11 protein-coding genes and 1 pseudogene are annotated in these 12,117 nt (G+C 70.2%); all 12 read right to left on the reverse strand.

Going from position 1 to position 12,117, the window contains the following annotated elements; genetic code table 11:
• Positions 1 to 295, reverse strand: a pseudogene (locus ACWGI8_RS28055) (hypothetical protein); the annotation flags it as partial.
• A gap of 40 nt (positions 296 to 335) precedes the next feature.
• Positions 336 to 887: a hypothetical protein gene (locus ACWGI8_RS28060; RefSeq protein WP_453665022.1), complete on the reverse strand. Its 552-nt coding sequence runs from the start codon at positions 885 to 887 to the stop codon at positions 336 to 338.
• The gene (locus tag ACWGI8_RS28065; RefSeq protein WP_453665024.1) at positions 884 to 2,164 is read right to left on the reverse strand and encodes an MCE family protein; all 1,281 of its coding nucleotides are present in this window, start codon (positions 2,162 to 2,164) and stop codon (positions 884 to 886) included. The genes ACWGI8_RS28060 and ACWGI8_RS28065 overlap by 4 nt, the downstream gene beginning before the upstream one ends.
• Positions 2,161 to 3,447 carry an MCE family protein gene (locus ACWGI8_RS28070; RefSeq protein ID WP_453665026.1) on the reverse strand — a complete coding sequence of 429 codons (1,287 nt, stop codon included), beginning with the start codon at positions 3,445 to 3,447 and terminating at the stop codon, positions 2,161 to 2,163. Before ACWGI8_RS28070 ends, ACWGI8_RS28065 begins: the two co-directional genes overlap by 4 nt.
• A complete protein-coding gene (locus ACWGI8_RS28075) occupies positions 3,444 to 4,592 on the reverse strand; it encodes an MCE family protein (RefSeq protein WP_453665028.1) in 1,149 nt (382 codons plus the stop codon). Before ACWGI8_RS28075 ends, ACWGI8_RS28070 begins: the two co-directional genes overlap by 4 nt.
• 56 nt (positions 4,593 to 4,648) lie before the next feature.
• A complete protein-coding gene (locus tag ACWGI8_RS28080) occupies positions 4,649 to 5,641 on the reverse strand; it encodes an MCE family protein (protein ID WP_453665029.1) in 993 nt (330 codons plus the stop codon).
• Positions 5,638 to 6,681, reverse strand: a complete 1,044-nt coding sequence (locus tag ACWGI8_RS28085) for an MCE family protein (protein WP_453665031.1) — start codon at positions 6,679 to 6,681, stop codon at positions 5,638 to 5,640. The genes ACWGI8_RS28080 and ACWGI8_RS28085 overlap by 4 nt, the downstream gene beginning before the upstream one ends.
• On the reverse strand, positions 6,678 to 7,925 hold the full coding sequence (locus ACWGI8_RS28090; protein WP_453665033.1) for an MCE family protein: 1,248 nt from the start codon (positions 7,923 to 7,925) through the stop codon (positions 6,678 to 6,680). The genes ACWGI8_RS28085 and ACWGI8_RS28090 overlap by 4 nt, the downstream gene beginning before the upstream one ends.
• A gap of 5 nt (positions 7,926 to 7,930) precedes the next feature.
• Entirely contained in the window at positions 7,931 to 8,758 is an 828-nt protein-coding gene (locus ACWGI8_RS28095; protein ID WP_453665035.1) for an MlaE family ABC transporter permease, read from the reverse strand.
• A 2-nt stretch (positions 8,759 to 8,760) separates the two neighbouring features.
• On the reverse strand, positions 8,761 to 9,531 hold the full coding sequence (locus tag ACWGI8_RS28100; RefSeq protein ID WP_453665037.1) for an MlaE family ABC transporter permease: 771 nt from the start codon (positions 9,529 to 9,531) through the stop codon (positions 8,761 to 8,763).
• On the reverse strand, positions 9,528 to 10,469 hold the full coding sequence (locus ACWGI8_RS28105) for an ABC transporter ATP-binding protein (RefSeq protein ID WP_453665039.1): 942 nt from the start codon (positions 10,467 to 10,469) through the stop codon (positions 9,528 to 9,530). Before ACWGI8_RS28105 ends, ACWGI8_RS28100 begins: the two co-directional genes overlap by 4 nt.
• Positions 10,470 to 10,846: 377 nt before the next feature.
• The gene (locus tag ACWGI8_RS28110; protein WP_453665041.1) at positions 10,847 to 11,857 is read right to left on the reverse strand and encodes an RNA polymerase sigma factor; all 1,011 of its coding nucleotides are present in this window, start codon (positions 11,855 to 11,857) and stop codon (positions 10,847 to 10,849) included.
• Positions 11,858 to 12,117 lie beyond the last annotated feature (260 nt).

Genomic DNA, 12,117 nt, shown 5'->3' on the forward strand with positions numbered 1-12,117 from the left:
CTCCCGGCTCTCCCGGCTCCTCCGGCTCTTCCAAGGCCGCCGCCACGCGCGGCACGGCCGGCTCGGGCTCCTCCCAGTCCGGTGCCTCCCAGTCCGGCTCGGCCGACTCCGGCTCCGGGTCCTCCGCGCGAAGGGTGCGTCCGGCCACCACCCCTAGCGGGTCCGGCCCCTTCCCGGGGGCGTCCTCGCCCGGAACGGCCCGCTCGGCGCGCTTGGCAGCCGCTCGGGCGGCCGCGGTCATGGAGCGGCGGGCGGGGGAGCCGACGACCCGGCCCCGGGTGCTCGTGTTCGCCACGGGTTCTCTCCTTACTGGTCGTCCTGCGGGACGGGTACGGTCAGCCGACGAACTCGACGTTGGAGGTCAGCCAGCGACCGCCCTCGAGTACGAGGTCGAGCTGGAGCCGGTAGGTACGGGACTGGCCCTCCGGCGCGGCGGTGTTGGTCACCTTGCTGTCGGCGACGACCAGGACGCGCGCGGTGCGCTCGTCGGCCCGGGTGATGCCTGCTTCGAGCACCCGCCCCTCGGAGACCGACTTGTTCGCGGCGACCAGCTTGGTCAGCTCCGCGGTCTGTGCCGCGAACTGTTCCTTGAAGTCGCCGGCGGCACCCTTCAGCACGTTCCCGCTGTCCCGCCCGTAGTGCCGGTAGTCGAGCGACGTGAAGTTCAGCGCCGACTGACGGGCCGCGGCCAGGATGTCCTGGTGCCGCTGCTCCTCGACGCGCTGCTCGTACACCTGGAGGCCCAGCCACACCGACAGGGCCGCCGTCACGGCGGTCGCCACCGCGAGTACCGCGGACCTCGCCCTGCCACGCCGGGCGGCCTCCGCCGCCCCGGCGCCCAGGCGGCGCAGCCGCCGTACCACCTGCGCGAGGGGCCCCGCGCTCATGCCATCGGTCCCACGAGCAGCCATTGCCACGAGTCCTTTCCGAACACGCTCTGTTCACCGCCCGTCGAGCCGATCTCGACGAGCGTTCCGTCCGGTCCGGCTGCCGCGCCGGTCTCCGGGTCGTACGGGGTGATGTACGCGGCCGGGTCCGCGCCGCCGGAACCCGGGCGCCCCGATGCACCCGGGACGTTCTGTGCGCCGCGGACCGAGGTGGGTCCGCCCCGCGGGGCCGAGCAGTGCGCTCCGGTGTTCGCCGGCCGCTCGCTGGTGTCCGCCGGGTCCCGCCGCTGCGTCCCGTACCCCTGCCGGCACGCCGGCGGATCGTCGGCGTTGACGACCAGACCGAAGTGGGTGGTGCCGTCGCCCGGGATCACGGTGTAGCTGCCCGACACCACCACGGGGAAGGTGACCAGGGCCTGTTCCACACCGGGCAGCCGCGCCACCGTGATCTGCCCGCCGCTGATCAGATTCGCCAGCAGGACCGGCAGATGGGGCCGGTTGGCCTTCAGCAGCGAGTTCACCTCCTGAGCGGCGGGTGCACCGGAGCCGATCAGCCTGCGGATGTCACCGTCACTGGACTTCAACTCGGCGGTGAGGGCTGCCAGGTCGCGGGAGAACGACCTGATGGCCGAGCCCTTGTCGGCCTGCGTCTTCAGGACCTTCCGGGAGTCCTCGATCAGCGAGACCGTCTGCGGCAGAGAGTCGGACGCCGACTCGACCAGCCTGTTTCCCGAGTCCACCAGCCGGCTCAGCTCCGGGCCCGTGCCCGCGAAGGCCTTGCCCAGTTCGTCGACCGTGATCCGCAGATCCTCCTTGCCGACGGAGTTCACCAGCCGGTCCAGGCTGAGGACCATGTCCGTGGTGGGCAGCGGCACCCGCGTGTCGCGCCGGGCGATGGTGCTGCCCTCCCGCAGATACGGGCCGTCCGCGTTCCTCGGCTGCAGATCGACGTACTGCTCGCCGACCGCCGAACGGTTCGCCACCACGGCCACGGTGTCCGCCGGGATCCTCGCCCCGTCCTCGATGTCGAGGCTCACCGTCACCCCGTCCGGGCCGGTCAGCCGCAGCTCCCCGACCCGGCCCACCGGTACGCCGCGATAGGTGACTTCGGCGCCGGGGAAGACGCCCCCGGAGTCGGCGAAGTCGGCCCGCACGGTGTAACCGCGGTCCAGGAGGGCGTCGGTGAGCCCCGTATAGCGGGCGCCGACGTACGACACACCGACGGCGGTGACCGTGGCGAAGGCGAGCAACTGAACCTTGACCGTACGTGTGATCACGGCTGCATCCCCTTCAGCATGAGCTCCGCGAGGGCGAGATCGATCCCCGGCGGGTGTTCGTCGTCGCCGTCGTTCCCGTACGACGCGTAACTGCCGGTGCACACCGGTGGGCACAGCGCACCGCCGTCGCCCGACGGGGCCGGTGGCGACGACGGCGCACCGGGCGGCTGCGGCAGGGCCGTCGGCCGGGGGACGCCGGGTACCGAGGGGCCCCCGGGGACGCTGGGGAGGCCGGGGACACCGGGAAGCCCCGGAAGCCCCGGGTCGGCCGGCTTCCCGGGCTTCTCGTCGAGGTTGCCGTAGATGGCCGCCAGATCGAGATCGGCGGTGATCCTGAGATTGACGTAGTCGCCCTTGATGGCGTCCACGGCATTGCGCGGGAACGGATACGTCGTCATCAGTTCCAGGGCGTTCGGCAGATCGTCACCCGCCTTGTTCAGCTGTTCCAGGATCGGCCGCAGACTCGTCAGATTGGCGACCACGTCGTCCCGCGACGCCGTGATCACCTGCGTGCCGCTCTCTCCCAGCTTCGACAGGGACGTGAGCATCGACGTCAGCTTGCGCCGCTGGTCGGCCAGCACCTTCAACGCGGGCGGCACGGTGTCGACGGCGTCGGCGATCGTCTTCTTCTCCTGGCGCAGCCGCTTGGCGAGCCGGTCGATGCCGTTCAGCGCACGGACGATCTCCTTGCGCTGGGTGTCGAGCCCGCCGAGGAAGGTGTCCAGCTCCGCCAGCAGCGACTTGACCCGGTTCTCCCGGCCTTCCAGGGCCTTGTTGAGCTCCGTGGTGATCGTCTTGAGCTGGGCCACCCCACCGCCGTTGAGGAGCGCGGACAGCGCGGACAGCACCTCTTCGATCTCCGGATTGCGGCCGCTGCGGGACAGCGGGATCCTGGCGCCGTCCTCGAGCCTGCCCGTCGGCGCCGTGTCCACGGGGGCGGACAGCGCCACGTACTTCTCGCCGAGCATGCTGGTCTGCCGCAGCTCGGCGACCGCATTGCCGGGCAGCTTCACCGAATCCGAGATACGCAGCCGCACCCGGGCGTGCCAGCCGTTCAGCTCCACCTTCTCCACCGCGCCCACGGTGACGTCGTTGACCTTCACCGCGGACTGCGGCACCAGATCGAGGACGTCCCTGAACTCGACCGTGACGCGGTAGGCGTTCCCGTCCGCGGCCGCGCCGCCCGGCAGTCCGACGTCGTAGAGACCGTTGAACTCACAGCCGGTCAGCAGCAGCGAGCCGGCCGCCGCCCACACCGCCGTGCTTCTGCGCAGTGCGCTCATGCGCGGGCCTCCAGGATTCCGCCCAGCGTCCGGTCGACCGAGCCGGTGCCGGAGACGGGCAGACTGCCGCCCGGCCGCAGTTCCGGCAGGGAGCCGAACAGTTTCTCCAGGTCCTTGCAGTCCGCGGGCTTCGCCTCGCCGGTGGTCCTGAGCAGCGAGCAGAGCAGCGCCGCCGGATCCTGTGGCCCGTCGGGGTTGTTGCGGGTGTCGAGGGTCCCGGCGGACGGGTTGTAGGCGTTCTGCAGGTTCGACAGCCCTGCCGGGGCGACCTCCAGCAGCTCCGCGAGCGCGGCGCGCTGCGTCACCAGCACCTTGGTGACCTTGCTGAGTCCCTCCACGTTCGACGTCAGCGACTTCTTGTTCTTCCTGACGAAGTCGGTCACATCGGCGAGCGCCACTCCCAGATGACGCAGCGCGGCCGCGAGGTCCTCGCGCTCCCCGGCGAGCTGGCCGGCCGCCTTCGCCAGGCTGTCGTTGAACGACCGCACGTTCTTGTCGTCCGCGGCCAGTGCCGCCGTGAACACCTGGAGACTGCGGATGGTGGAGAACAGGTCCTTCCTGCCGTCGGACAGCGTGGTCACGGCGAGCGAGAGATCCTCCACCGTCCGGTGCAGATTCTCGCCCTGGCCTTCCAGGTTGTCCGCGCTCACCCCGAGCAGCCGGGACAGTGAACCGTCCTTGTTGGCGCCGCGCGGACCCAGCGCCTCCGACGTCGTGTGCAGACTGTCGAAGATGCGGTCCAGCTCGACCGGTACGGCCGTACGGCTCTCCGGGATGACATCGCCGCTCGCCAGCGCCGGACCGCTCCGGTACACCGGCAGCAGCTGTACGTAACGGTCGCTGACCACCGAGGAGTTGATGATCGCCGCCTGGGCGCCGGCGGGGACCTTCCGCCCGGCGTCGTACTCCAGCACCACCCGTACCCGGCGGCCCTCCGGGGTGATCTCCTTGACCTCACCGATCCGGACGCCCAGGACCCGTACGTCGGAGCCGGGATAGATGCCGACCGTCCGCGGGAAGTACGCCGTGACCCGGACCGGGTCCGGCCGCGGCCACAGCACCACAGCGCCCGCGGCCACCACCGCCAGAGCGGTGATCAGCGCCGCGCGGCGCAGCAGACGCGTGCGCACAAGGCGTATGGGCACGAGCCGTGTACGTACGAGGCGTGTACGTACGAGGCGTATCGGCACAAGGCGCGGTTTCACGACGAACCTCCCGTCCGCGGGACCACCGGAGCGGCGACCATGTTCTGGATGTAGCTGTCGAACCAGCGGCCGTTGCCGAGGGTGTTGGTGAAGACCCGCACGTACGGCGCGAGCAGCTTGACGCTGCGGTCGAGGCTCGCCTGATTGCGTTCGAGCATCCCGACCACCTGATTCAGGCCTTCGAGCGCCGGCCCGATCTCCTCGCGGTTGTCCTTGACCAGGCCGGACAGCTGAACGCCCAGCGCGGCCGAACTCTTGAGCAGCGCGTGGATCGCCGCCCGCCGCCGGGAGATCTCCTTGAACAACTGGTCGCCGTCCCTGACCATCGCGGAGAACTCGCCGGAGCGCTCGGCGAGCACACCGCTCACCCCGCTCGCGTGGTCGAGGAGTTCACGCAGCGCCTGATCGCGGGACGCGACCGTACGGGAGATCTTCGACAGGCCTTCGATGGAGGCCCGTACTTCGGCCGGGGAGTCCTCGAAGGTGGTGGAGATGGTGTCCATGGCCGTCGCCAGCTGCTGCGTGTCGACCTTCTCCGTCGTGGTGGTGAGATCGCTGAACGCGGCCACGACGTCGTACGCGGGCGTCGTCCGGGCCAGCGGGATCTCGCTGCCCGGCTTCAGCTGCCCGGGCCCCTTCGGCTGCAGCGCGAGGTACTTCGCCCCCAGGATCGTCTTGACGCGGATGGCGGCGCCCGTCCTGGTGCCGAACTCCGGGTCACCCTTCACCCGGAAGACCACCTTGACGTGGTCGCCGTCCAGGTCCACCTCGTCGACCTTGCCGACCTTCACCCCGGCGATGCGCACCTCGTCGCCGGGCTTCAGACCGCCCGCCTCCGAGAACGCCGCGCTGTACGTCTCTCCGTCGCCGATCAGCGGCAGGCTGTCGGCGTTGAACGCGGCGACGGTCAGCAGAGCGAGCGTGCTGAGGCCGACCGCCCCGATCACCACGGGGTTCCTCTCGCGGAACGGCATCATGCGGATCCTCATGCGCACCTCGCCCGGGCGACATGGAGCTCGGGAGTGAGCACCTCGTTGGTCTTCGGCAGCACGATCCGGCCGTCGAAGTCACAGAGATAGAAGTTGAACCAGGAGCCGTACGAGGCGGTCCCCGTGAGCTTGTTGAGCTTGTTCGGCAGCCGCTTCAGCACGCCCTCCACGGTCTTCTCGTTCTTGTTCAGCGTCCCGGTGAGTTCCGTCAGCTCGGCGATGTCGTCGCGCAGCGGCGGGCGGGCGTCCTCCAGCAGGCCCGATGTGGCCTCCGTCAGCTTGCCGATGTTCACCAGCGAGTCCCCGATGGGCTTGCGGTCGGCGGAGAGACCGGAGATCACCCGCTGGAGCTGCTCGATCAGTCCGGAGAAGCGGGCGCTGCGGTTGTCCAGCGTCGCCAGCACCGTGTTGAGGTTGTCGATCACCGAGCCGATGAGTTCATCGCGGTCGGCGAGCGTGGTGGTGAGCGAAGCCGTGTGCGCGAGCAGGCTGTTCACCGTTCCGCCCTCGCCCTGCAGTGTCTTGATGATCTCGGTCGCGAGCCGGTTCACATCGTTCGGGCTGAGCGCCGCGAACAGCGGCTTGAACCCGTTCAGCAGTGCGTTCAGATCGAGCGCGGGCTGCGTACGGGACAGCGGGATCCGGCCGTCGGGCGGCAGCTTCGTGCCGTCGCCTGCGCCCTCCGTCAGCGCGACGTACCGCTGCCCGACCAGGTTGCGGTAGCGGATCACCGCGCCGGTGCTGGTGAACAGCGGGCGGTCGCGGCTCACGGTGAAAGTGACCTCGGCCAGCGTCCGGTCCTTGAGCCTGATGTCCTCGACCTCGCCGACCCGAACCCCGGCCACCCGGATGTCGTCGCCCTCCTCCAGGCCGGTGACATCGCTGAACACCGCGCGGTACGTGTGCTCGGGAGTGAAGGAGATGTTGACGATCGTCGCCGCGAGCAGCGCGGTCGCCAGCACCGTCACCACCGCGAAGAGGCTGAACTTGATCAGCGGCGACGCGGTCTCCCCGGCGCGCCTGACGCGTGGGAACCTCATGCGACGCTCACCGCCGTTCCCCGGGCCATCGGACCGAACAGCAGGGTCGCCACCGCGGGCACCTCATCGGCCGGCACGCCCAGGACGGGCGCCACGAGCGAGCCGACGGCACGCTGCTCGGCCTCGGTCGCGACCACCGTCATGGGCGTGCCGTTCGACGCCCTTGCGGACGTACCGTCGTCGAGCCGGGTGTCCGGTGCCGGAACCCGGGGGTGGGGCATACCGTGGCAGTCGGGCCCCGATCGCTCCGCATAGCGCGGCTCCTCGCCGGGCTCGTACGCCGGCTGCGGACGGACGACTTCCAGGGTGATGCGCATTTCTCCGCCTCTGAAGGTCTGTTCTGCCGCGGCCTCCTGCCTCACCAGGCCTTCGAGGAGGCACGGGTACTCCGGCGCGTAGCGGGCGAACAGCGCCAGCGTGGGGCGGGAGACGCGGCCCAGGGTGATGAGCCGTCCGCCGTTCTCGTCCAGGAACCCGTCCGCGGTATCGGCGGCGGTGGCCGTGGAGGTGAACAGGGCGGCCAGCTGATCCTGCTTCTCGACGACGGTGCGGCTCGTGGTGACGGTGTTCCGCAGGATCCTCATCAGATCGGGCGCGGCATCGCCGTACACCTCGGCCACATCGGCGAACCGCGAGATGTCCTCCTTGATCGACGGCATATGGGGGTTGAGCCGGCTCAGATAGCCCTCGACACGGACGAGATTGGCGCCGACCCGGTCGCCGCGGCCGTCGAGCGCGGTGGCGAACGCCGACAGGGTGGCGTTGAGTTCGGCCGGGCGCACCGTCCGCAGCAGCGGCAGCAGGTCGTTCATGAGCTGCTGCACCTCGATGCCGACTCTGGTGCGGTCCTGGGAGATGACGTCCCCGGCGCGAATGGGCCGGCCGGCCGGGCCACGGGGCGCCACGAGATCGACGTACTTCTCCCCGAACAGCGTCTTGGGCAGCAGCCGGGCCTGCACGTCGGACGGGATACGGGAGACGTGCTCCGGCCTGAGAGCCAGGTCGAGTGTCGCCTTGTCGCCGTCGGCCCGCACCTCGCGCACCTCGCCGACCAGCAGTCCGCGCAGTTTGACGTCGGCCCGCGGGTCCACCTGGTTGCCGAGCCTGTCGGCCTCCAGCGTGACCCGTACGACGGAGGTGAACACCTGCTGGTAGACGGCGACGGACAGCGACAGCAGCAACGCGAGGACGGCGACGAACACGATGCCGTACACCCTCAGCCTGACGACGTTGACGGTCCGCATCGGCACTACCCCGCAATCCGTACGGTCGTGCTGGCGCCCCAGATCGCCAGGCTGAGGAAGAAGTCCAGGACGTTGATGGCGACGATCGAGGTACGTACCGCACGGCCGACCGCGACCCCGACCCCGGCCGGGCCGCCGCTCGCGTAGTAGCCGTAGTAGCAGTGCACCAGGATGATCACGACGGCGAAGACGATCACCTTGCCGAAGGACCACAGCACATCGACCGGCGGCAGATACTGCTGGAAGTAGTGGTCGTACGTGCCCGCCGACTGCCCGTAGTAGCCGGTGGTGATGGTCCGGGCGGCGAAGTACGAGGACAGCAGCCCGACCACGTACAGCGGGATCACGGCGACGAAACCGGCGATCATCCGCGTGGTCACGAGGAACGGCAGCGAGGGAACGCCCATCACCTCCAGGGCGTCGGTCTCCTCACTGATCCGCATCGCGCCCAGCTGAGCGGTGAACCCGGCTCCGACCGTCGCGGACAGCGCGAGCCCGGCCACCAGCGGTGCGATCTCGCGGGTGTTGAAGTACGCAGACAGGAACGCGACGAAGTTGGACGTGCCCAGCTGATTGAGCGCCGCGTACCCCTGGAGTCCCACCTCGGTACCGGTGAAGAACGACAGGAAGGCGATCACGCCGACGGTGCCGCCGACGACGGCCAGCGCGCCGCGGCCGAAGCTCACCTCGGCCAGCAGCCGCAGGATCTCCTTCTTGTAGCGGCGCAGAGTGCGGCCGGTCCAGGCCAGCGAGCGCCCGTAGAAGGACAGTTGGGTGCCCAGCTCCTCCAGGGAGCGCAGCGGACGCCCGGCGAAACGGTTGATCAGCGCCACGGTCAGCCCCTCTGCGGAACGACTTGGAAGTACACCGCGGTCATCACGAAGTTCGTCACGAACAGCAACATGAAGGTGATCACCACCGACTGGTTCACCGCGTCGCCCACGCCCTTCGGCCCGCCCTTGGCGGTCAGCCCCTTGTACGAGGCGACGATGGCGGCGATCGCGCCGAACACCAGGGCCTTCAGCTCCGCCGCCCACAGATCGGACAGCTGGGCAAGGGTGGTGAAGGAGGCCAGATACGCGCCGGGCGTGCCGTTCTGCAGGACGACGTTGAAGAAGTAGCCACCGGCCACTCCGACCACCGACACCAGACCGTTGAGCAGCACCGCGACCACCATCGAGGCCAGCACCCGGGGTACGACCAGCCGGTGGATCGGATCGATGCCCAGCACCTGCATCGCGTCGATCTCCTCGCGGATCTTGCGCGCCCCGAGGTCCGCGCAGATCGCTGTGCCGCCCGCCCCGGCGATCAGCAGCGCGGTCACGATCGGCGAGGCCTCCCGCAGCACCGCGAGCACCGAGGCCGCGCCCGAGAACGACTGGGCGCCGAGCTGCCGGGTCAGACTGCCGATCTGCAGCGCGATGACCGCCCCGAAGGGGATGGAGACCAGTGCGGTGGGCAGGATCGTGACGCTCGCGATGAACCAGGCCTGCTGGATGAACTCCCGCACCTGGAAGGGCCGTCTGGGCAGCGTCCGTATGACATCCAGCGCCATCGCGAACAGGCTGCCCGACTGCCGGAGCGCTCCTGCCGGGGAGAGGCTCATGCGCCCGCCACCTCCTTGCGCTTGTGGAGCGCTGCCTCGCGTTTCGCGATGGCCTCCCAGCGGGGCGGCCGGGTGATCCCGGGGCTCGGCAGCAGACGGGGCGTCATGTCCGTGGCGGCGGTGCCCTCGTTCCCCTCGTTGATCTGTGCCAGCTCCTGCTCGACCTGGGCGGCGTCCTTCTCCTCCGCCATGCCGATCGGGCCCTGCATCCGGCCGTTCAGGAACTGCCGTACGACCGGCTCGTCGCTGGTCAGCAGCTGTTCGCGAGGGCCGAACATCACCAGTTCGCGCCGGAAGAGCAGGCCGATGTTGTCCGGCACCTGGCGGGCCGAGGCGATGTCGTGCGTGACGATCAGGAAGGTCGCGTCGATCTGCGCGTTGAGATCGACGATCAGCTGGTTGAGATAGGCCACCCGCACCGGGTCGAGACCCGAGTCCGGCTCGTCGAAGAGAATGATCTCCGGATCGAGCACCAGGGCCCGCGCGAGCCCGGCCCGCTTGCGCATACCGCCGGATATCTCGCCGGGGAGCTTCTCCTCGGCCCCGATCAGTCCGACCATGTCCATCTTCTCGAGGACGATCCGCCGGATCTCGCTCTCCCCTTTCCGGGTGTGCTCGCGCAACGGGAAGGCGATGTTGTCGTACAGGTTCATCGACCCGAACAGCGCGCCGTCCTGGAAGAGGACGCCGAACAGCTTCCGGACCTCGTACAGGTCGTGCTCACGGAGCCTGGTGATGTCCCTGTCCGCGATCCTGATCGACCCGCGGTCCGGCCTGAGCAGCCCGACGAGCGTCTTGAGGAACACCGACTTGCCCGTGCCGGACGGGCCGAGCATGACCGAGATCTCCCCGGCAGGCAGTGTCAGTGACACGTCCTGCCAGATGACCTGGTGGCCGAAGGACTTGGTCAGCCCTTCCACACAGATCTCGACACCCATCCGGTTCACCCTTCAGCCGTTGAGCAGCTCCGACATCTGCTCTACGGGGAGGGGCGGCGCGTCCGTCGCGACGAGGACCGAAAATTTTTACGGGCGCGAGATCAGGGGTTCACACGGGTGCGCTTACCAGGCGCGCGCGGGGTGCCCCACCCGGGCAACGGAACGCGGGGCGCGTTCAGGCGGGGTGGGTGCGCGCGCCGGTATTCAAGCCCGTCCGGTGTTCGAGGACGGACACGCGGGGCGGGTTCGGGTGGGGCGGCGCGCCGGTACTCAGCCCGTCCGGCGTTTGAGGACGGACACACGGGGCGCGTTCAGGTGGGGCGGCGCGCCCGTGATCAAGCCCCTCCGGCGTTTGAGGACGGACACGCCGGGTGCCTTCACGGCAACGGCACGTCCACAGGGGCCGACGGCGTCGCGCTCACGGGTGGCTCCGGCACCGCTGGTACACCGGGTACAGCCGGGACCGCCGGGACCGCCGGTACGTCCGCGCTGGGCAGCGGCAGCGGCAACGGCAGCGGTGGCAGCGATGCGTCCGGGACGACGCCCGGCACCTTCGGGACCTCGGGTACGGCCAGGGAGGGCAGCGGCGGTACCGGGACGTCCGGCAGCAGCGACTGCGGCGTCGACGGCTCGTCGCCGGGCGCCCCGGGCGACGCCGCCGGGCTCGCGGCGGGGGCGGGCGCCGGTGGGGGCGCCCCGTCGGCGTCCGCCACGCGCACCTCCGCGGTGTCCGACGTGGCCGGCGAGGGGGCGGTCCCGTTCCCGCCGCCGTCGTCGTACGGCAGGACGAACCCCGCGACGACCAGCGTCGCCGCCGCGGCCGAGGCCACAGCCACCGACTGCGCGTTGCCGACGGCGCGGGGCCGACAGCGCTCACACAGCCACACGGCGAGGCCCAGAGTTCCGGCGAGCGAGGCGCGCAGTGTCCGCCGGGCCCGCGCCAGCAGCGATTCGACCGTCCGGTAGCTCAGCCCCATCTTCACGGCGACCTGTCCGACGTCGAGATCCTCGGACTTCAGCCAGAGCGCCTCCGCCTGCCGGGCGGGCAGTTCCCCGCTCCGTACGGCCAGCCACTTCGCCTCGGCCCGGTCGCACACCACCTCGTCGACGGGCGCCGGGCCCGGCGTGATCAGCGTCGGGCTGCTGCGCACCTCGGCCTCGCGGTTGACCTGCCGGTACCGGTCGACACACAGACGCATGGTCACCGTCGTCAGCCAGGCACCCAGCCGCTCGTCGTCGAGGTGCGGATTCTCCGCGGCACGCAGCATCGCCTCGTGCACGGCGTCCTCGGCGTCCTCGGCACTCATGGATCTGCGGCGGGCCACCTTGAGCAGCTGCTCCCGGTGGCTCCACGCGCGCTGCCACCGATCCTGAGACGTTTCCGCCATGAGGGCCCCTTCGCACTCACCGCCGGTCCGTGCCGCCCGGCGGGAGGCGACATTACCGCTGGGTATCCGCAGTTGTGGAGGGGGTGGCAGCCATCGAATCCGTACCGTTGCCGACCAGCGGAATCGCCCCGGGCGGCACTCCGCCGCCGGGCAGCTCAACCCCCGTTCCGGGGACGGGAATCACGGGCACCGGTGGCTTTTCCGTCCCGCCCGCGGGACGGCTCCCGGAGGATTCCGACGGTGAGGGCGAGGGGGAGGAC

The sequence above is a fragment of the Streptomyces sp. NPDC054841 genome, assembly GCF_053611045.1.

What these genes read in the sequence shown, in the direction of transcription:
- ACWGI8_RS28090 (WP_453665033.1), bottom strand. Translation starts at nt 7,925, where the DNA reads ATGCGGACCGTCAACGTCGTCAGGCTGAGGGTGTACGGCATCGTGTTC.
- ACWGI8_RS28070 (WP_453665026.1), bottom strand. Translation starts at nt 3,447, where the DNA reads ATGAGCGCACTGCGCAGAAGCACGGCGGTGTGGGCGGCGGCCGGCTCG.
- ACWGI8_RS28105 (WP_453665039.1), bottom strand. Translation starts at nt 10,469, where the DNA reads ATGGGTGTCGAGATCTGTGTGGAAGGGCTGACCAAGTCCTTCGGCCAC.
- ACWGI8_RS28100 (WP_453665037.1), bottom strand. Translation starts at nt 9,531, where the DNA reads ATGAGCCTCTCCCCGGCAGGAGCGCTCCGGCAGTCGGGCAGCCTGTTC.
- ACWGI8_RS28085 (WP_453665031.1), bottom strand. Translation starts at nt 6,681, where the DNA reads ATGAGGTTCCCACGCGTCAGGCGCGCCGGGGAGACCGCGTCGCCGCTG.
- ACWGI8_RS28060 (WP_453665022.1), bottom strand. Translation starts at nt 887, where the DNA reads ATGAGCGCGGGGCCCCTCGCGCAGGTGGTACGGCGGCTGCGCCGCCTG.
- ACWGI8_RS28110 (WP_453665041.1), bottom strand. Translation starts at nt 11,857, where the DNA reads ATGGCGGAAACGTCTCAGGATCGGTGGCAGCGCGCGTGGAGCCACCGG.
- ACWGI8_RS28080 (WP_453665029.1), bottom strand. Translation starts at nt 5,641, where the DNA reads ATGAGGATCCGCATGATGCCGTTCCGCGAGAGGAACCCCGTGGTGATC.